Genomic DNA, 19,280 nt, shown 5'->3' with positions numbered 1-19,280 from the left:
GAGGGTGACGTACGTTGGACCGGCCCCCCCCCACACACACACCCCCCTTCCGTCTCTGTGGGAGCCCCACATGCCCGTTCACGTCTCCCGTCCCAGAACCGCCCTCGGTGCCCACAAAATCACCACCGCCGAGATAGCCGACGACATACGCTCGCACCATGCGGGCCACCCGCGTCTCGGCGCGGCGCTGCGCGCCGTGTCCGGATGCGGCGTCCAGACGCGGTACTTCAGCCGCCCGCTCGGCGACCCGAGCGTCGCCGGGGAGGCCGGGATCGCCGCGCGGGTCCGCACGGACTTCGCCGACGCGCTCGAACTCGGCCTGCAGGCAGCCTCCGACGCCCTCTCCGCCGCCGGACTCACCGCGGCGGACCTGGACGGCGTCGTCACCACGCACTCCACCGGCTGGGCCGTGCCCCACCTGGACGTCCACCTCATGACGGGCCTCGGCATGCGCCCCTCGGCACGCGGCCTGGCCATCACGTCGGCCGCGTGCACCGGCGGGACCAAGGCCCTCATCCGGGCGGCCGAGATGGTGACCGCACGACCGGGCAGCACCGTGCTGGTCGTCGCCGCGGAGATCCTCTCGACCGTCTATCACCACAGCGACACCGGCATCGAGTCGATGATCTACAAGGCGCTGTTCGGCGACTCGGCGGCAGCGGCCGTGCTCAGCGACGAGCCCCTGGTCCCCGGGTTCGCGATCGAGGACAGCTTCGAGTACGTCCTGCCGGGGACGGCGGAGCGTCTGGCGGGACGGATCGAGTCCGACGGCCTGCACTTCGACGCGACCAAGCAGGGCCGCAACTCCAGCACCGAGGTCGTCCCGGTCCTGCGGGACTGGCTCGCCACACGCCACTCGGACTTCGCCGTCGTCCACCCGGGCAGCCCCCGCATCATCACCGACACCATCGACCTGCTCGGCCTCGACGCGGACGCCGCACGGCACTCCACGGACACGCTCACCGAGGAGGGCAACCTCGGCGGCGTCAGCGTGCTGCGCGTCCTCGAACGCACCCACGCCCTGCCGCCGTCCCCCGGCGCCCGCGGCACGATGGTCGCCTACGGGCCCGGATTCACCACGGCCGCCCTGCACGGCCACTGGCACGGCTGACGGCCGACAGCCGCCCGGCGAAATGTCCCACCAGGACACATGTCCCATTGGGACATCAAAGGTGTACTCTCGGAGACATGAAGGCGAACGAGCCCACTCCCACCCCGGCCTCCGCGGACCGTCGGCAGATCAAGGCACGCCGGACGCGTGAGGCGCTGGCCGAGGCCGCTGTCGCGCTCGTGCTGGAGCGGGGCCTCGCGGAGGTCACCGTCGAGGCGATCGCCGAGCGCGCCGATGTCACGCGCCGCACCTTCAGCCGGCATTTCTCCGGCAAGGAGGACGCGGCGCTCGACTTCACGCGGGCCGACGGTGCCCGGATCAACGCCGCGCTGCGCGAGCGCCCGGCCGGCGAACCGCCCCTGCTCGCCTACCGCAGGGCGGTCGCCGACTGGCTCGCCGACCAGGCCGCTCCGAGCTGGCACCACCGGCCCGAGCAGCGCCGTCTGTACGCGGCCGTGGACCGCGAGCCCGCCTTGTTCGCCGCGTACGAGCGGATCCGGGTCGACGCCCAGGACGAATCCGTACGCATCATCGCCGACCGGCTCGGCACCGATCCGGCCCGGGACCCGCGTCCCGAGGTCGTCGTCGGGGCCGCGGCCGGTGTGCTGACCGCCGCGCTGCGCACCTGGGCGCGCGGCGCGGGCACGGACGCCGAGGACCTAGCCGCACTCGTGGAGCGGGCCTACGACGCCCTCATCGGGGAGGCCGCCCGATCGGCGGCGACCTCCGACACCGCAACCAGAGAGTGACACGCACCATGAGCACCACCCCCGCCGCCGAAGCAGCCGAGTTCACCGGGAAGACCGCCCTGGTCACCGGCGCCGCCTCCGGCATCGGCCTGGCCACCGCCCGCCGCCTGGGCAGCGCCGGAGCCAACGTCGTCATCGCCGACTACAACGAGCAGGGCGCCAAGGAGGCCGCCGAGACCCTCGCGTCCGAGGGCATCAAGGCCGCCGCCGTCGCCCTCGACGTGACTGAGCCCGCCTCGGTCGAGGCCGCGGTCCAGTTCACCGTCGACACCTTCGGCGGGCTCGACCTCGCCGTGAACAACGCCGGCATCGGCGGCCCGAGCACCCCCACGGGCGCGTACGACATCGACGCCTACGACCGTGTGATCGCCACCAACCTGAACGGCGTCTTCTACTCGCTCCGTTACGAACTCCCGGTCATCGAGGCGGCCGGCAGGGGCGGCGCGATCGTGAACGTCGCCTCCATCCTCGGTTCGGTCGGCTTCGCCGGCTCGCCCGCCTACGTGGCGGCGAAGCACGGTGTCGTGGGCCTGACGAAGACGGCCGCGGCGGAGTACTCCGCCAAGGGCATCCGGGTCAACGCGGTCGGCCCCGGCTTCATCGAGACGCCGCTGCTCAAGGAGATGGACCAGGCCGCTCACGACGGGCTCGTCGCCCTGCACCCGGCCGGCCGTCTGGGCCGGTCCGAGGAGGTCGCGGAGCTGATCGTGTTCCTGCTCTCCGACCGCGCCTCGTTCGTCGCGGGCAGCTACCACCTGGTCGACGGCGCCTACACCGCGGTCTGATCCCGCGGCCGGCGACGGTTCGATCCCCCTTCGTGGGTACCCGGTCCGCGGGGCGCGCCCACGGGGCGGTCGCCAGGCACCCGGACGCCCCGGCCACCGGCCTCGCGGGCGCGCCCCACGCACCCGCCTCCTCCCCTGCGGCGCTTGTGTCACACCTTTCGGACATGGAACGGTCGGTGCGGGGCAGGCGCGGGACCTGACCCGCACAGGAGGAGGGGGCGCGGCACAGCGATGGAACAGCAGGCGGCAACCGGACGGGCACGGGCCACGGCGACCACGGGCACGGTGCGCGACGCGTACTTCGACAACGCGAAGTTCCTGACGATCGTGCTCGTCGCGTGCGGGCACGCCTGGGAACCGCTGACCTACGGTTCCCGCGCGGTGACCGCCGTCTATCTCACGGTGTACGCCTTCCACATGCCCGCGTTCGCTCTCATATCCGGGTACTTCTCACGCCGGTTCGACATGTCGCCGGGGCGGCTGAAGCGGCTGCTGACGGGGGTCGTCGTCCCGTACGTCGTCTTCGAGGTGGCGTACACGCTGTTCTACCGGTGGGCGCAGGACGATCCCGGGTATCCGATCAGCCTGCTGGACCCCTGGTACCTGATGTGGTTCCTGGTCGCGCTGTTCATCTGGCGGCTGTCGACGCCGCTCTGGCTCCAGCTGCGCCACCCCGTGCCGGTCGCGCTGGCCGTGGGCACGGCCGTGTCGATGTGGCCCGGCGCGGGCGGTGACCTGGCACTCCAACGCGTCCTGCAGTTCCTGCCGTTCTTCGTGGCGGGCCTCGTGCTGCGGCCCGCGCACTTCTCGTGGCTGCGCCGGTGGCGGGTCCGGCTCGCGGCGCCGGCGGTGCTCGGCGCGGCCGTCGTGGTCGCGTACCGGGTGGCGCCGTGGTTCGACGCGGGCTGGTTCTACCACCGCGGCAGCGTGGTGGGGCGCGGCGTGCCCGCATGGGCGGGGCTGTGGGCGACCCCCGCCCTGTTCGTGCTGGCGCTGTTACTCACCGCCTGCTTCCTCGCCTGGGTGCCGGGGCGCAGGCTGTGGTTCACGGCGCTGGGTACCGGCACCATCTACGCGTATCTGCTGCACGGGTTCGTCATCAAGGCCTCCCGGTTCGGCGACTGGTACGCGCACCCGTGGCTGCACAGCCCGCCGGGCGAACTGGCGGTCACCGCGGCGGCCGTCGCCCTGATCACCCTGTTGTGCACGCAACCGGTGCGGCGCGTGTTCCGGCCGGTCGTCGAGCCGCGGATGGAGTGGGCCTTCCGCGGACCCCGGCAGCGCCCCGCACCCGAACAGCCGACACCGCGCGAGAAGGTCACCTCCCCCGGCGGCTGACGGACTGCGCCGACGCGAGCAGGCAGTGCATGCGCTCGGTGAGGGAGGCCAGGTCGTCGGCGGGGCTGTGGAACGGGATGCGGACGTCGGCCTGACCGCGCGCCCGCTCCAGACGCAATGTCAGTCCGTGCCGATCGACGGCGAGCGGCTGGACGCGGACGACGCGGTGCAGGCTGTCGGGCGTGACGAGCCGGGTGAGCTGCTCGACGGCCTCCGGGTGCGAGTCCGCGAGATGGGTGAGCAACCGGGGCTCGGCGAGCGTCAGCGGGTCCGGGTCGGTCGCGGCGAGCTCGTCGAGGTCGATGCCGATCCGCTCGGTGCGGGTCTGCAGCACGGCCCGCTCGGTTCGCAGCACCAACTCCTCGCCGTCCGGGACCAGTTCGCCCGAGAGCCAGACGCGGGCCCGGACCCGGTCGCGGACGGGCACAGGTGCCACGTCCGCGAACTCCAGCAGGGTCGTGGGCCGTCCGTGCGGCGCGCACAGCACGGCGGCGGCGAGCACGCTCTCGGCCGGCGCCGTGATCCGCACCGTGCCGTCCTCGGCCGCGACGCGGTGCGCGGCGACGAGGTCGTCCTGCCCCACGTCGGTGGTGACGCCGCACGTCCACGCGGCGGCGAGCACGGAGCGCGCGCGAGCCGCAGCGGTGGGGACGGCGGCAGCGATCTGTCGGACACCCATTCCCGAACCTCCCTTAGGTAAGCCTCACCTAACTTAGCGGAGATCGTCGTGGAGGGTCCACCCCGCCACCCTGTGTCGGCGCGAGCCGATCGGCACCGCGTGCGTTTCACTCGGACCGTGCGCCGTTTTCTCCTCCTCCTCGCCGTCGCCGCAGGCGCGGCCGGAACCCTCGTCCTGTCGCTGCTCGTCTCGCCCTGGTGGTGGTGCGCGGCCGGCCCGCTGCTCGCGCTGACCGTGCTGGGCGTGTGGGACCTGACCCAGACCCGCCACTCGATCCTGCGCAACTATCCGCTGCTCGGGCATCTGCGCTTCCTCATGGAGGCGCTGCGCCCCGAGATGCAGCAGTACTTCATCGAGCGCAACTACGACGGCCGTCCCTACGACCGGGATGTGCGCGACATCGTCTACGAGCGGGCGAAGTACGAGGAGGGCCGGGCGGCCGAGGAACCGTTCGGCACCGAGCGGGACGTGTACGAGCAGGGATACGAGTTCCTGGTGCCGTCGATGCGCCCGGTGGACCCGCCCGAGCGGCCGCCGACGGTACGGGTGGGCGGACCCGACTGCGCACGCCCGTACGACATGGCGCTCCTCAACATCTCCGCGATGAGCTTCGGCGCCCTGTCGGCGCCTGCGATCCGCGCGCTCAACAAGGGCGCGGCGCTGGGCGGCTTCGCCCACGACACCGGTGAGGGCGGGCTGTCCGAGCACCATCTGGCGTACGGCGGCGATCTGGTGTGGGAGATCGGCACGGGCTACTTCGGATGCCGCACCGACGACGGCGGCTTCGACCGCGACGAGTTCACCGAGAAGGCGGCGCGCGAGCAGGTCAAGTGCGTGTCCGTGAAGCTGTCGCAGGGCGCGAAGCCGGGGATCGGCGGGGTACTGCCGGGCAGCAAGGTGAACGCCGAGATCGCACGCGTACGCGACGTACCCGAGGGCGAGACGGTCATCTCGCCTCCCTACCACCGCGAGTTCGACACGCCGCGCCAACTCGTGCTCTTTCTGGCCGAGTTGCGGGAGCTCACGGGCGGCAAGCCCGTCGGGTTCAAGCTGTGCGTGGGATCGCGGACGCAGTTCCTGGGCGTCTGCAAGGCCATCCTCGCCGAGGGGATCGCGCCGGACTTCGTGATCGTGGACGGTGCGGAGGGCGGCACGGGCGCGGCCCCGCTGGAGTTCGCCGACCATCTCGGGATGCCGCTCACCGAGGGTCTGATCACCGTGCACAACTCGCTGGTGGGCGCGGGGATCCGGGACCGGGTCCGGATCGGCGCCAGTGGCAAGGTCGCCACCGGGGCCGACATCGTCAAGCGGCTGGTCCAGGGCGCCGACTTCACGAACGCGGCCCGTGCCATGATGTTCGCGGTCGGCTGCATCCAGGCGCAGCGCTGCCACACCAACACCTGCCCGGTCGGTGTGACCACCCAGGACCCGCGCCGCGCACGGGCGTTGGACGTGACGGACAAGGGCGTCCGGGTCCACCACTACCAGCGGGCCACGGTGCGCAGTGCGACCCAGATCATGGCGGCGATGGGCGTGCGTGATCCCCGCGACCTGGGACCGCATCAGCTGGTCCGTCGCATCGCACCCCATGAGCTGCAGCCCTACGCGAGCCTCTACGACTGGCTGGAACCGGGGCAGTTGACGGACCGGCCTCCCGGGACCTGGGCCCGGGACTGGGCGGCAGCGGACCCCGACCGCTTCTGATCGCGCGCGCCACCGGCATGCACCAACTCCACGCGAACGGGGGGTGAATATGCCATCCGCCCGCGCGTCGCGAACCGGAACGGCATCATGCCGCCATGGACGGTACCGCGCTCCTGCGGGAGCTCTTCACGCCCGACGAGTACGACGCGGTCCGCAAGCACGCGGATCAGCTGGGCGTGACAGTCATCGAGTACGTTCGCCGCTCGGCCGCCGAACGGGCCCTGGAACGGCTGCACTTGGCCGCGGCCATCGAGGCGCAGGCACGGAACCTGGGCAAGCTGTCGATACCGCACGTGGAGCGGGGCCGGTGCGGTGACGGCGCGTCGTCGCCCGCGTTCGAGCGCTTCCTCGACACGCTGGCGCACCCCACCGAAAGCGGGTGACGCGTCTGATCCCGCACATCGCGGGCAACCGGGATGCATGACATCGGCGACGACACAACGCAGCGAGCAGCGGACGGCCCGATGGTGGCGGGTGGCGGTGCGGGCGGTCATGGCGCTCGTGGCCTTCGTCGCCCTGGTGGCGTTCTCCGCGGTGCTCGCCCGGCTCACGCTCACTCCCTCCCCCGCGTCCGACGGGATCGCGGGGGCCAATCTGCGGCCGGGGGCCAGCCTGCGGCAGTACGCGGAGTCGTACACCTTCCTGGCCGCCTGCAAGCAGATCGGCGGAAATCTCCTCCTCGGCGCCCCGTTCGGGCTGTTCATGCCGGTGCTGGTGGCACGCCGGAGGCGGATGCTGCGTGTCCTGCTGGTCACGGCGCTCGTCATGGTGCTCGTGGAGATGGCGCAGGGCGCGCTGGTGGAGGGCCGGGCCTTCGACGTGGACGACGTCCTGCTCAACACGGCCGGTGCACTGATCGCCTACGTCCTCGTGGGCCGGCGCATCGGGCACCGTTACCACGCCCTGGCCGGACCGCGGGAGGAACGCCGCTTGAAAATCAGGTTCCGTGGGAATGGGCCCCGTGACCGAAGCTGGACCCGGATGATGCAGCGAGTCGACAGCGAAAGGAAGTGATCGGCATGCGTGCGCTCAGGGACGCCGAGCGGCGGGCCGCACGCGTGGAGTACCTCATGCCGCAGGGCTCCGGAGCCCCTCGACTGGCCCGGCGCCTGACCAGGTCGTTCCTGGCCGGGCGGCCCGACAGCGCCACGGCGGACGCGGAGTTGGTGGTCTCGGAGCTGGTCACCAACGCCACGAAGGCGTCCGCGGGCCGCTGCCGGATGAGTCTGCGTCTGGACGCGGGCGAGCTGACGGTGGCGGTGCACGACGACGGGCCGGGGGTGCCCCGTCTCAAGACCGCGTCGCAGTCGGCGGAATCGGGCCGCGGCATCACGCTGGTGCGCGCCTTGGCCAGCCGGTGGAGCGTCGAGCCGCATCCGCGCGGCGGCAAGACGGTGCGGGCGGTGCTCGCGCCCTGCTGATGAGCACCGCCCACGCTCGTCCGGCTCAGTGACCTCGGGCCCGCGGCGAAGCCGCAGGTGTCGCTGTCAGTCCTGAAGGCCGGGCGCCTCCGCCCCGATCGTCGTGCTGTCACCGTGTCCGGTGCGCACGACGGTCTCGGGCGGCAGCGTGAGGAGCCGCTCGCGGATCGACGCGACGATCGTCGGGAAGTCGCTGAACGTACGGCCGGTCGCACCCGGTCCGCCCTGGAAGAGGGTGTCGCCGGTGAAGACGGTGCCGAGCGCGGGGGCGTACAGGCTGACCGCGCCGTGGCAGTGCCCCGGCGTGTGCAGCACCGTCAACTCGACGCCCGCGACGGACAGGCGCTGACCGTCGGCGAGGTCGCCGTCGGGGGCGCGGTCCGGGTGCGTCAGCTTCCACAGGTCGGTGTCGGCCGGGTGCAGCAGGATCGGCGCGCCGGTCCGCTCCGCGAGGGCGGGCGCGGCGTCGATGTGGTCGTCGTGGGCGTGTGTGCACACGATCGCGACGAGCCGCCGCTCACCGACCGCGGCGGCGATGGCGTCGGCGTCGTGGGCGGCGTCGATGACGAGGACCTCCTCGTCGTCGCCGATCAGCCAGACGTTGTTGTCGACGTCCCAGGTGCCGCCGTCCAGGGAGAACGTCCCGGAAGTGACGAGGTGCTCGATGCGGGCGGCTGCCATCAGAACATCACCACCGAACGCAGCACGTCGCCGTGGTGCATCCGCTCGAAGGCCTTCTCGACGTCCTCCAGCGCGATGGTCTCGGTGACGAACGCGTCCAGGTCGAGGCGGCCCTGGAGATAGAGGTCGATGAGCATCGGGAAGTCGCGGGACGGCAGGCAGTCGCCGTACCAGGACGACTTGAGCGAGCCGCCGCGGCCGAACACGTCGAGCAGCGGCAGGTCGATCCGCATCTCGGGCGTGGGCACACCGACGAGGACGACGGTGCCCGCCAGGTCGCGGGCGTAGAAGGCCTGCTCGTACGTCTCCGGGCGGCCGACGGCCTCGATGACGACGTCGGCGCCGAAGCCGCCGGTCAGCTGACGCACGGCCTCGATCGGGTCGGTGGCGCGGGAGTTGACGGTGTGCGTGGCGCCGAGCGAGCGGGCCGTCTCCAGCTTCTTGTCGTCGATGTCGACGGCGATGACCTTCGCGGCGCCCGCGAGCGAGGCGCCGACGACCGCCGCGTTGCCGACGCCGCCGCAGCCGATGACGGCGACCGAGTCACCGCGTCCGACGCCGCCGGTGTTGATGGCGGCGCCGATGCCGGCCATCACACCGCAGCCGAGCAGGCCCGCGGCGGCCGGCGAGGCGGCCGGGTCGACCTTGGTGCACTGTCCGGCGGCGACCAGGGTCTTCTCGGCGAACGCGCCGATGCCGAGGGCCGGCGTGAGCTCGGTGCCGTCGGCGAGCGTCATCTTCTGCTTCGCGTTGTGGGTGTCGAAGCAGTACTGCGGGCGGCCCCGCAGACAGGCGCGGCACTGGCCGCACACCGCACGCCAGTTGAGGATCACGTAGTCGCCGGGCGCGACCTCGGTCACGCCCTCGCCCACCGACTCGACGACGCCCGCCGCCTCGTGTCCGAGCAGGAACGGGAACTCGTCGTTGATCCCGCCCTCCCGGTAGTGCAGATCGGTGTGACAGACGCCGCACGCCTGGACCTTCACCACGGCCTCGCCCGGACCCGGGTCCGGCACGATGATCGTCTCGATCGTCACCGGGGCGCCCTTCGCCCGTGCGATCACGCCCTGCACCTGCTGTGCCATGACGGTCAGCCCTCTTTCTCTCCACGGTTCCCGCGCATGTTCGTACACCCCCATCCTCACCCATGATCATGACGCGGCACAGGTCCGGGGTCCTGTCGGAGCCGCTCTAGGCTGCTCGGGTGCCTGCTCCCGTGCTCGCCGCGTCCGCTCTGCTGCCGGTCAATACCGCCCTGGCCGTGGCTCTCGTCGTGCTGTTGCTGGTCGCCGCGACGGTGGCCGCGGTGTTCCGGCTCGCGCCGGACGCCTCCTGGCGTCGGTCGCGCGACATCGCGGTGGCGGGGGTGCGGGCCGCGGTGCAGCTGGGCGTGGTGTCGCTGGTGATCGGCTGGGTGGTGCGGCACGGCGCGGCGCTGATCGCGTTCGTGCTGCTGATGTTCTCGGTGGCGGCCTTCACCGCGGGCCGCCGCATCACGCGCGACCGCGGCTGGGTGTGGGCGGCGGTGCCGATCGCGGTACCGGTGGCCCCGATCGTCGGCGCCCTCGTCGGCTGCGGTCTGGTCCCGCTCGACGGCATCGCCCTGATCCCGGTCACCGGCATCCTGATCGGCGGGGCGCTGACGGCGACGGTGCTGGCGGGCCGCCGCGCACTCGACGAACTCGCGGCCCGCAACGGCGAGGTGGAGGCCTGTCTGGCGATCGGCCTGCTCCCCCGTGAGGCCCGTCTGGAGATCGCCCGGCCCGCGGCGTCGGACGCGCTGCTCCCCGGCCTGGACCAGACCCGTACGGTCGGCCTGGTCACGCTCCCCGGAGCGTTCGTCGGCATGCTGCTGGGCGGCGCGTCCCCGGTGATGGCGGGTGCGGTGCAACTCTTCGTGCTGGTCGCGCTGATGGCGGTGCAGGCGATCGCGGTGGCGACGACGGTGGAGCTGGTGGCGCGGGGCCGGCTGCGGCGGCGGCCGGCCCCGGCGTAGTACCGGTTCCGAATGGGGTGGCGCCGTGACCGGACGCCGTCTACCTTCCGCGCCATGACCGACGCCTGCTACGCGCATCCGAGGCTCGCCGCGATCTACGACGCCCTCGATCCCGACCGCGGCGACGTCGTCGCCTATCTGCGGATGGCCGACGAGTTCGAGGCCCGCACGGTGCTGGACATCGGCTGCGGGACGGGTGTGCTCGCGCTGCAACTGGCCGGTCGCGGGATCGGGGTGACCGGTGTCGACCCGGCAGCCGCCTCCCTCGACGTGGCCCGCGCGAAACCGGGCGGCGACGGGGTGCGCTGGATCCACGGCGACGCGACGGCACTGCCGCCGCTGCGGGTCGATCTCACCACGATGACGGGGAACGTCGCCCAGGCCATCGCCGACCCGGGGACCTGGCGGCGGACCCTCGCGGGAGCCTTCGCGGCGCTGCGCCCCGGTGGCCGTCTCGTCTTCGAGACCCGCGACCCGGCCGCCCGGGTCTGGGAGGAGTGGACCCGGGACAAGTCCCTGCGGACAACGCAGGTGCCGGGCGTCGGCGCGGTCACGACCTGGGCGCGGTTGCTCCGGTTCGCATGGCCCCTGGTGACGTTCCGCTCGACGTACGCGTTCGCCGCCGACGGGCTGGAACTCACGTCGGACTCGACGCTGCGTTTCCGCGAGCGGGCGGAGGTCGAACGGGAACTGACCGCGCACGGCTTCGTGGTCGAGGACGTGCGCGACGCCCCCGACCGTCCCGGCAAGGAGTTCGTGTTCGTCGCGCGGCGCCCCTGACACCGGCCCGGCGTGCGTCGTGCGCGTACCCTGCGGATCATGTCTGTCTACGACGCAGTGGAGATCGACCGCCTCCAGGGCGGTTCCGCCGACCTGGCCCAGTACCTGGGCAGCACCGTCCTCATCGTCAACGTCGCCTCGAAGTGCGGCCTCACCCCGCAGTACGCGGCCCTGGAGCAGTTGCAGAAGCAGTACGCGGGGCAGGGCTTCACCGTCCTCGGCGTGCCCTGCAACCAGTTCATGGGCCAGGAGCCCGGCTCGGCCGACGAGATCGCCTCGTTCTGCTCGGCGACGTACGGCGTGACGTTCCCGATGACGGAGAAGGTCGACGTCAACGGCGACGACCGGCACCCGCTGTACACGAAGCTGGTGGAGGTCCCCGACGCCGAGGGGTACACGGGCGACATCCGCTGGAACTTCGAGAAGGTGCTCATCGACGCCTCCGGCAGCCCCGTCGCCCGCTTCTCGCCGCAGACCGAGCCGAACGCTCCCGAGGTCGTCGCCGCCATCGAGAAGGAACTGCGCACGGCCTGACGCACACACCCCTCATGAGGCCGCCCGCTGCACCGAGCCGGCGGCCTCTTCGCTTCCTGTCGAAGGGAGAGCGCCACCATGTCCGATCTCGACAGCCAGGTCCCGTACTGGGACGCGGCCGCCGCCACCAAGACGTTCACACACCCGCTGCACGCGCCCTGGCTCGACCCGTCGTCCGGCCGGGGCGGGCGCACCGCGCTGCTCGACTACGGGTGCGGATACGGCCGCACCATGGCGGAGCTCGCCCGCCACGGCTTCGACGACCTGACGGGCGCCGACAGCTCGCCCCGGATGATCGAGCGGGCCCGGTCGCTGCACCCCGCGATGCGGTTCGCGGTCCTGGAGGCTCCGCCGGTCCTGCCGTTTCCCGACGCCGCCTTCGACGCGGTCGTGCTGTTCGCGGTCCTGACGTGTGTCCCGGGCGACGACGCCCAGCAACGGCTGGTCGCGGAACTGCGCCGGGTGCTCGCGCCCGGCGGGACCCTGTACGTGAGCGACCTGCTGCTGCAGGAGGACGAGCGCAACCGGGCCCGCTACACGCGCGACGCCGAGCGCTTCGGCACGTACGGCGTGTTCGAGACGTCCGACGGGGCGGTGTGCCGGCACCACTCCCGGGACCGGTTCGCCACCTTGCTCGCCGGTTTCGACACCGTCGCCACCCGGACGATCACCGTGGGCACGATGAACGGGCACGAGTCGACAGGGATCCAGATCCTCGCCCGCAGGCCGTCCGACACGACGGCGTAGGCACCCGCGCCCTCAGCCGAAGGCCAGGGCCCGCTCCAGCGCGGCGCGGCCCGCAGGACCCCAGGTGGGCTTGCCGCCCGGCAGGCCCCGGTCGCCCGCGCGGCCGATGGCGATCAGGCCCGCGGCCCGTAGCACGGCCCAGCCGCGGGCGCGGCGGATCGTCGCGTCGTCGGCGAGCCCGTAGGCGTCGAAGAACGGGGCGGCCTCGCCCTCGGGCAGCAGCAGCCACGCGGCGCAGAGGTCGGTGGCGGGATCGCCCGCGCACACGTCGCCGAAGTCGATGATGCCGGCGAGGGCCCCGTCCCGTACGACGACGTTGGCGGGGTGGAGGTCGGAGTGCAGCCAGCGGCGCTCGCCCTCCCAGGCGGGGGCGGCCAGCGCGTCGTCCCACAGGGCACGCACGGCGGTGGCCCGCTCGCCCGCCGCTTCCAGGTCGGTGCAGAGCTGGTCGATGTCGACGGGCAGCGCGGCCAGGGGGACGCCGCGTCCCGGGCGGGTCGGGGCGTCCTCGGGCGCGGGGGCGGCGTGCAGGGCGCCGAGGAAGGCGCCCAGGGCCTTCGGGGCGCCGGTGCCGGGGGCGATCGGCTCGCGGTCGGCCGGCTCGCCGGGCACCCAGGTCGTCACGGTCCAGGGCCGCGGGAAGCGCGCGGACGGTTCACCGATGCGACGCGGCCGGGGCACGGGCATCGGGAGGCGCGGCGCCAGCTCGGGCAGCCAGCGCTGTTCGTTGCGTACGGCCGGGACACTGGCGTCGAAGCACGGCACCCGCACCACCAGCTCCTCGCCGAGACGCCACACCTGGTGGTCCCAGCCGGTGGCGGCGTGCCACAGGGCCAGCTCCGCGAGGTCGGGGTGCTGCGCGCGCAGCAGGTCACGCACCAGCGCTTCGTCGATGACGATGTCGTTCGATGCAACGGTTTCGGTGGTGTTCCCGTCGTCGATCATGGGAGGCATGATCTCAGGCGGCGTCGTGTCCGTCCCCGGATCCGAAGAACACGGCGAGCGCACGGTCGACGTGCCCGGCCAGATCCTCCTCCCCCGCCCGCACGACCGCGTAGGTGCGGTGCAGGAAGCGGCACAGGGCCGAGGTGTCGAACTGGAGGACCGCGAGACCTGCCGGGGCGTGCAGTTCGACGACCGTGCGGGCGCGTCCGCAGGGCCAGACATGGACGTCACCGGTGCCCGTCGGCGCGCGCAGTCCCTCGTCCAGCAGGGAGCGCGCGAAGGCCCAGGTCACCTGGGTGCCGGCGCGGGTGACGTCGGCGGGGAAGACCAGGCTGATGGCCAGCGGGTCGGCGGAGGCGTAGCGCAGCCCGACGGTGAGGGCACGCTCGCCTCCCGCGTGCTCGGCGGTGACGAGTCGGGCTCGGGTCGGCTGTTCCAGCGTGACGGGCAGGGTGGTCGGCATGGCGGGCTCCTCTTCTGCTGCGCTGCGTGTTCCTGGTGCCCGTTCGACACGGGGACCGGGCCTCGCATTACGGCGTTTCACAAAAAGCCGGTGTGACCTGTGCCACTCACCCCTCCATCATCCGACATAAGTCAATTACGGTTGCAAACTCCCCATATCGATACATCGACGTGTGGGCCGCCGATCCGCAGTCGGCGCAGCCGCCACCGTCCGGCCCGTCCCGCTCGCACGGAAGATTCCTGCCATGACCGAAGGCCCCGGCACGGCCGCGTACGCCCGGATCTACGAGACGGAGCAGGCGCGCCTCGTCGCCTACGCCCGCTCGCTGACCGGTAATCCCTGGCTCGCCGACGATCTCGTCGCGGAGGCGCACTTCCGCGTCTGGCGGCGGCTCTCCGCCGGGCACGAGATCGAGAACGTCGCGGCGTACCTGACGACGACCGTGCGTCATCTCGCCGCCACGGCCGGGCGCGGGGCCGCCCGCGAGACGCCGCTCGACCCGCAGGCGGAGACCGGTCCGGCGCAGGCTGCGCAGGGGTCGTACGGGGATCCCGACCCGGCCGACCGGGTCTCGTCGGTCGATCTGCTGACCCGGGTCCTGGGCCAGCTGCCCGAGCGCTGGGTACGGGCGCTCTGGCTGGCGGAGGCCGAGGGGCAGCCCCTCGACGCGGTGGGGCGCGGCATCGGCGCGGGCAGCGGCGCGACGGCTGTGCTGCTGCACCGGGCGCGTGAGGGAATGCGGCAGGCGTTCCTGCGGGCGCACCCGGGCTCCCCCGACGACCCGGCCTGCCAGAGGCACTGGGACCGGATACCCGCGCATGTGCGGGGCAGCGCTTCCGAGCGGCAGTCCGAGAAGCTGCTGGCGCACGTGGACGGCTGTGACGACTGCCGGGCGCGGCTCGCCCTGCTGCTGCGCGCCAACAACCGGCTGCCCGCCCTGGTGGGCCCGGCGCTGCTGGTGTTCGTGCTCGGCGGGGCCGGGACGTTCCTGGTGCCGCTGGCGGCGGGGGCCGGAGCGGGGGCGGCGGCCTCCGGCGGTCACGGGTCCGGTTCCGGGTTCTTCCACGGCGTGCGCCATCTCTTCACCGGCGGGGCGAAGACGCAGGCCACCGCCGTGGCCGGGGTGCTCGGTGTCTCGGTCGCGGGCGCGGCGGTCGCGGCGGGGATCGCGTTCACGGGCTCGGGGGGTCCGGTGCCACCGCAGCGGGCGGTGGTCGTGGGCCAGACTCCGGCGGAGCGCGACGCTTCTTCGGTACCGACAGGCGCTACGCCCACGTCGCCGAGTGTTTCGTCCCAGACATCAACTCCCCGTAGCGCTGAGCCTGTTGCGGGGCAGGACGGGTCGACGGCGGCCTCGAAGCCGGGCGCGCCGTCGGCGCGGCCCACGCAACCGGCCAGGTCCGCGGCGCCCGACCAGGCCCCCGCGGCGCCCGTGCGCCCCTCGGCTCCGGCCGCTCCCCCGCAGCCTGCCGGGTCCGCGGAGCGCGCGACGTCCGCAGCGCCCACCGGACCGGCCGCCCCGACGTCGGTACCGACCACCGCACCCACGTCCCCGCCCCCGGCAACGCCCACGCCCACAGGGACCACCACGCCGCCACCGCCTCCGACGGCGCCGCCGACACCGCCGACACCGCCGACTCCCACGACTCCGACAGCTCCGACAGCTCCGACAGCTCCGACAGCTCCGACAGCTCCGACAGCTCCGACGACACCGACCGCTCCGACGACACCCCCCGATCCGGTGCCGCCGACCACGCCGGACCCCCCGACCACCGAGGCACCCCCGGCCTCCCCCACCCCGGTCTGCACCCCCTGGCTGGGCCCGGTCTGGATCTGCCGGGTGAACTGATCCGGACGCCGTGGCGCCGATGCGCGGGCCCCGTACCCGTTGCACGATGGCTGCATGTTGTTCGCCCGGCTCGCTCAGGTGTCCCAGGACGTCGCCGCCACCTCGGCGCGGACGCGGAAGATCGCGCTGCTCGCCGAGTTGTTCGGGGACGCCTCGCCCGACGACGTCCCGCTCGTGATCCCGTATCTGGCGGGCCGCCTGCCGCAGGGGCGGCTCGGGGTCGGCTGGCGGGTGCTCGGCGAACCGGTGCCGCCCGCGGACCGGCCGCGCCTCACCGTGCAGGACGTCGACGCCGAGCTGACCGCCATCGGCGATGTCGCCGGTGCCGGTTCGCAGGCCGAACGCAAACGGTTGGTCGGGGCGTTGATGGGGGCGGCGACGGCGGCCGAGCAGCGGTTCCTGATCGGTCTCGTCACCGGCGAGGTGCGCCAGGGCGCCCTGGACGCGGTCGCGCTCGAAGGTCTCGCGCGGGCGACCGGAACGCCGCCGGCGGACGTCCGGCGTGCGGTGATGCTGGGGGGCGGGCTGCAGCCCGTGGCGCAGGCGCTGCTCGCGCGCGGGCCCGAGGCGCTCGACGACTTCCGGCTGACCGTGGGCCGCCCGGTCCTGCCGATGCTGGCGCACTCCGCGAGCGCGGTGGTCGACGCCCTGGACAAGCTCGGCGAGTGCGCGGTCGAGGAGAAGCTCGACGGCATCCGCATTCAGGTGCACCGGGACGGCGACGAGGTCCACGTCTACACCCGCACCCTCGACGACGTCACCGATCGGCTGCCCGAAGTGACGTCCACCGTGCGGGAGTTCACGGGAGAGCGGTTCATTCTCGACGGCGAGGTCATCGCGTTCGACGGGAACGGGCGGCCGCGCGCCTTCCAGGACGTGGCCGGGCGGGTGGGTTCCCGCGTGGACGTCGCGGGCGCCGCCGCGGCGCTGCCCGTCTCGCCGGTCTTCTTCGACGTGCTCTACGTCGACGGGCGCGACCTGCTGGATCTGCCCTTCGGCGAGCGGCACGAGGAGTTGGCGCGGCTGGTGCCCGAGCCGATGCGGGTGCGTCGGCACGTCGTGCCGGACGGTGCGGACGAAGGGCAGCGCGCGGCCGCGGAGAGGTTCTTCACCGACACCATCGGGCGGGGCCACGAGGGCGTCGTGATCAAGGGCGTGGACGCCCCGTACAGCGCAGGACGCCGGGGCGCGTCCTGGCTGAAGGTGAAGCCGGTGCACACCCTGGACCTGGTGGTGCTCGCCGCCGAGTGGGGGCACGGGCGGCGCACCGGCAAGCTCTCCAACCTGCACCTGGGCGCGCGCCGCGACGACGGCACGTTCGCGATGCTCGGCAAGACGTTCAAGGGGCTCACCGACGCGCTGCTGACCTGGCAGACCGTGCGCCTTCAGGAGCTGGCGACCGGCGACGACGGCCATGTGGTCACCGTGCGTCCGGAGCTGGTGGTGGAGATCGCCTACGACGGGCTGCAGCGCTCGACGCGCTACCCGGCGGGGGTCACGCTGCGGTTCGCGCGCGTCGTGCGCTACCGCGACGACAAGACCGCGGAGCAGGCGGATACGGTCGACACGGTGCTCGCCGCCCATCCGTCCCCCGGCGATGACGAGGCCCCCTCCGACCCCCTGGAAACGTGACCGTTTCTTTGCCCAAAGTTTGTCCGTATAAGGTGACTCCCGCACCGAAAGATGCATCCGCCAAGTATTGGGCGCCGGGGACGCAGCCCGGAGACCCTGCACGCACGGACAAGGGGAGAGACGTGCCCGCTTCACGGCTCAGCAGGACACCACTGCCAGGGATCGGCCATCGCTACGATCTGACCACCCGAGAACAGCGGCTTCTGTCGGTGGTCGCGCACCGGGACGGGGGCCGCACGCTCAGCGCGTACCGGGCCGACGACCCCGACGCGTGCGCCCTGTCGATGAAGCTGACACCGGGTGAGGCGGCCTATCTCATCGACGCGTTGATGCCGTCGCACCACAGCCCGAATCTGCTGCACACCACCGATCTGGGTCTGGTCGCCGAGCGCATCGAGGTGCCCGTCGCCTCCTACTGGAACGGCCGGCTGCTCGGCGAGACGCACATGCGCACGGAGACGGGTGCCTCGATCGTGGCGGTGCTGCGCCGCGCGGAGGCGATACCGTCGCCGCCCCCGGACTTCCGGCTCGCGGGCGGGGACACCGTCATCGTGATCGGGACCCGCGAGGGGGTCGAGGCCGCCGCCGAGATCCTGGGGCGGGAGTGATCGGATGCATTCCGCTGTCTTCCTCATCGAGTTCGGTGCGATCATCCTGGCCCTCGGCCTGCTGGGCCGCCTGGCCGGCCGGCTGAGCTTCTCACCGATCCCGCTCTATCTGCTGGCCGGGCTCGCGTTCGGCGAGGGCGGTCTGCTGCCGCTCGGCGCGAGCGAGGAGTTCGTCGCCATCGGCTCCGAGATCGGGGTCATCCTCCTGCTGCTGATGCTGGGCCTGGAGTACACGGCCAGCGACCTCGTCAGCAACCTCAAGACGCAGTACCCGGCGGGGCTCGTCGACATGACGTTCAACGCGCTGCCCGGCGCCGCCGCCGCGCTCATCATGGGCTGGGGCCCGGTCGCAGCCGTGGTGCTCGCCGGTGTCACCTGGATCTCGTCGAGCGGCGTGATCGCCAAGGTGCTCGGCGACCTGGGGCGGCTCGGCAACCGCGAGACGCCGGTGATCCTGTCCATCCTCGTGCTCGAGGATCTGGCGATGGCCGTGTATCTGCCCATCATCACCGCCCTGCTGGCCGGGGTCGGCTGGGCGGCCGGCGGCCTCACCCTCGCCATCGCGCTCGGCGCGGCCGGTCTGGTGCTGTTCGTGGCCGTCCGCTACGGGCGGCAGATCTCCCGGTTCGTGTCGAGCGACGACCCGGAGAAGCTGCTCCTGGTGGTGCTCGGGCTGACCATTCTCGTGGCCGGCATCGCCCAGCAGCTCCAGGTCTCCGCGGCCGTCGGCGCGTTCCTCGTCGGCATCGCGCTCTCCGGTGAAGTCGCCGAGGGCGCCCACCAGTTGCTGCTGCCGCTGCGCGATCTGTTCGCGGCCGTGTTCTTCGTCTTCTTCGGCCTGCACACCGACCCGGCGAGTATTCCGCCGGTGCTGCTGCCCGCGCTGCTGCTCGCCGTCGTGACAGCCTGCACGAAGATCTTCACCGGGTACTGGGCCGCGCGACGCGCCGGTGTCTCCGTGAAGGGCCGCTGGCGGGCCGGTGGCGCGCTCGTGGCGCGCGGCGAGTTCTCCATCGTGATCGCCGGGCTCGCCGTGACGTCCGGGATCGAACCGCGGCTCGGGCCGCTGGCGACCGCGTACGTGCTGATCCTGGTGATCGTGGGACCGCTCACCGCGCGCTACACGGAGCCGCTCGCCCAGCGGTTCTTCAAGCCCCGCGTCCCCGAGCCGGTGGCGGTGCCCGCGCCGCGCGGCTCCGAGGCTCCGGTGGACGAGCAGATCGGCTGAGCGCACGCCGCCGTGGTGACGGGCCCGTAC

Annotated in this window: 21 protein-coding genes; 16 read left to right on the top strand and 5 right to left on the bottom strand. The window is 72.7% G+C overall.

Annotated elements, in window-relative coordinates:
* Positions 1-70 precede the first annotated feature (70 nt).
* From J3486_RS04715 to J3486_RS04700, 4 genes are all read left to right on the top strand, one after another.
* Positions 71-1,111: a PhlD gene (locus J3486_RS04715; protein WP_207818629.1), complete on the top strand. Its 1,041-nt coding sequence runs from the start codon at positions 71-73 to the stop codon at positions 1,109-1,111.
* A 77-nt stretch (positions 1,112-1,188) separates the two neighbouring features.
* Positions 1,189-1,860, top strand: a complete 672-nt coding sequence (locus tag J3486_RS04710; protein ID WP_207818628.1) for a TetR/AcrR family transcriptional regulator — start codon at positions 1,189-1,191, stop codon at positions 1,858-1,860.
* 8 nt (positions 1,861-1,868) lie between these two features.
* Positions 1,869-2,645 (top strand): SDR family NAD(P)-dependent oxidoreductase, encoded by a 777-nt coding sequence (locus J3486_RS04705; protein WP_207818627.1) that lies wholly within the window; start codon positions 1,869-1,871, stop codon positions 2,643-2,645.
* A 231-nt stretch (positions 2,646-2,876) separates the two neighbouring features.
* Entirely contained in the window at positions 2,877-3,983 is a 1,107-nt protein-coding gene (locus tag J3486_RS04700; RefSeq protein WP_207818626.1) for an acyltransferase family protein, read from the top strand.
* Here the strand turns inward: J3486_RS04700 and J3486_RS04695 are convergent.
* The gene (locus J3486_RS04695; protein WP_207818625.1) at positions 3,964-4,662 is read right to left on the bottom strand and encodes a DUF2470 domain-containing protein; all 699 of its coding nucleotides are present in this window, start codon (positions 4,660-4,662) and stop codon (positions 3,964-3,966) included. The genes J3486_RS04700 and J3486_RS04695 overlap by 20 nt on opposite strands.
* A 117-nt stretch (positions 4,663-4,779) precedes the next feature.
* Between J3486_RS04695 and J3486_RS04690 the strand changes: the two genes are divergently transcribed.
* From J3486_RS04690 to J3486_RS04675, 4 genes are all read left to right on the top strand, one after another.
* A complete protein-coding gene (locus J3486_RS04690; RefSeq protein WP_207818624.1) occupies positions 4,780-6,366 on the top strand; it encodes an FMN-binding glutamate synthase family protein in 1,587 nt (528 codons plus the stop codon).
* Positions 6,367-6,461: 95 nt separating this feature from the next.
* Positions 6,462-6,749: a hypothetical protein gene (locus tag J3486_RS04685; protein WP_207818623.1), complete on the top strand. Its 288-nt coding sequence runs from the start codon at positions 6,462-6,464 to the stop codon at positions 6,747-6,749.
* Between the two features lie 37 nt (positions 6,750-6,786).
* On the top strand, positions 6,787-7,380 hold the full coding sequence (locus J3486_RS04680; protein WP_207818622.1) for a VanZ family protein: 594 nt from the start codon (positions 6,787-6,789) through the stop codon (positions 7,378-7,380).
* 5 nt (positions 7,381-7,385) lie between these two features.
* On the top strand, positions 7,386-7,787 hold the full coding sequence (locus J3486_RS04675; RefSeq protein WP_207818621.1) for an ATP-binding protein: 402 nt from the start codon (positions 7,386-7,388) through the stop codon (positions 7,785-7,787).
* A gap of 66 nt (positions 7,788-7,853) precedes the next feature.
* Here the strand turns inward: J3486_RS04675 and J3486_RS04670 are convergent, their stop codons facing one another.
* Both J3486_RS04670 and J3486_RS04665 read right to left on the bottom strand, forming a co-directional pair.
* Positions 7,854-8,468: an MBL fold metallo-hydrolase gene (locus tag J3486_RS04670; protein WP_207818620.1), complete on the bottom strand. Its 615-nt coding sequence runs from the start codon at positions 8,466-8,468 to the stop codon at positions 7,854-7,856.
* Positions 8,468-9,553, bottom strand: a complete 1,086-nt coding sequence (locus tag J3486_RS04665; protein ID WP_207818619.1) for an S-(hydroxymethyl)mycothiol dehydrogenase — start codon at positions 9,551-9,553, stop codon at positions 8,468-8,470. The genes J3486_RS04670 and J3486_RS04665 overlap by 1 nt, the downstream gene beginning before the upstream one ends.
* A gap of 119 nt (positions 9,554-9,672) precedes the next feature.
* On the opposite strand from J3486_RS04665, the gene J3486_RS04660 reads away from it, so the two are divergent.
* From J3486_RS04660 to J3486_RS04645, 4 genes are all read left to right on the top strand, one after another.
* Complete coding sequence (locus J3486_RS04660; protein WP_307804683.1) at positions 9,673-10,464, top strand: ABC transporter permease; 792 nt, start codon at positions 9,673-9,675, stop codon at positions 10,462-10,464.
* A gap of 54 nt (positions 10,465-10,518) precedes the next feature.
* Positions 10,519-11,244 (top strand): bifunctional 2-polyprenyl-6-hydroxyphenol methylase/3-demethylubiquinol 3-O-methyltransferase UbiG, encoded by a 726-nt coding sequence (locus tag J3486_RS04655; protein ID WP_207818618.1) that lies wholly within the window; start codon positions 10,519-10,521, stop codon positions 11,242-11,244.
* 39 nt (positions 11,245-11,283) lie between these two features.
* Entirely contained in the window at positions 11,284-11,778 is a 495-nt protein-coding gene (locus tag J3486_RS04650) for a glutathione peroxidase (RefSeq protein ID WP_207818617.1), read from the top strand.
* 78 nt (positions 11,779-11,856) lie between these two features.
* Positions 11,857-12,525 carry a bifunctional 2-polyprenyl-6-hydroxyphenol methylase/3-demethylubiquinol 3-O-methyltransferase UbiG gene (locus J3486_RS04645; RefSeq protein WP_207818616.1) on the top strand — a complete coding sequence of 223 codons (669 nt, stop codon included), beginning with the start codon at positions 11,857-11,859 and terminating at the stop codon, positions 12,523-12,525.
* 12 nt (positions 12,526-12,537) lie between these two features.
* On the opposite strand, the gene J3486_RS04640 is transcribed toward J3486_RS04645, so the two are convergent.
* Both J3486_RS04640 and J3486_RS04635 read right to left on the bottom strand, forming a co-directional pair.
* On the bottom strand, positions 12,538-13,470 hold the full coding sequence (locus J3486_RS04640; RefSeq protein ID WP_207818615.1) for an aminoglycoside phosphotransferase family protein: 933 nt from the start codon (positions 13,468-13,470) through the stop codon (positions 12,538-12,540).
* A gap of 13 nt (positions 13,471-13,483) precedes the next feature.
* Positions 13,484-13,933, bottom strand: coding sequence for an SsgA family sporulation/cell division regulator (locus J3486_RS04635; RefSeq protein WP_229377404.1), 450 nt, complete (start codon positions 13,931-13,933; stop codon positions 13,484-13,486).
* A gap of 244 nt (positions 13,934-14,177) precedes the next feature.
* Between J3486_RS04635 and J3486_RS04630 the strand changes: the two genes are divergently transcribed.
* From J3486_RS04630 to J3486_RS04615, 4 genes are all read left to right on the top strand, one after another.
* A complete protein-coding gene (locus J3486_RS04630; RefSeq protein ID WP_207818614.1) occupies positions 14,178-15,782 on the top strand; it encodes a sigma factor in 1,605 nt (534 codons plus the stop codon).
* A gap of 54 nt (positions 15,783-15,836) precedes the next feature.
* On the top strand, positions 15,837-17,414 hold the full coding sequence (locus J3486_RS04625; protein WP_207818613.1) for an ATP-dependent DNA ligase: 1,578 nt from the start codon (positions 15,837-15,839) through the stop codon (positions 17,412-17,414).
* A 122-nt stretch (positions 17,415-17,536) separates the two neighbouring features.
* Positions 17,537-18,022, top strand: a complete 486-nt coding sequence (locus tag J3486_RS04620; RefSeq protein WP_207818612.1) for a cation:proton antiporter regulatory subunit — start codon at positions 17,537-17,539, stop codon at positions 18,020-18,022.
* Between the two features lie 4 nt (positions 18,023-18,026).
* Positions 18,027-19,250, top strand: a complete 1,224-nt coding sequence (locus tag J3486_RS04615) for a cation:proton antiporter (protein WP_207818611.1) — start codon at positions 18,027-18,029, stop codon at positions 19,248-19,250.
* The last annotated feature ends 30 nt before the right edge of the window (positions 19,251-19,280 follow it).

Origin of the sequence: Streptomyces sp. VRA16 Mangrove soil, from assembly GCF_017377775.1 — a bacterium.
Lineage (GTDB): Bacteria > Actinomycetota > Actinomycetes > Streptomycetales > Streptomycetaceae > Streptomyces.
The sequence above is the reverse complement of the archived record's forward strand: the minus strand, read 5'-3'. Positions and strand labels throughout refer to the sequence as shown.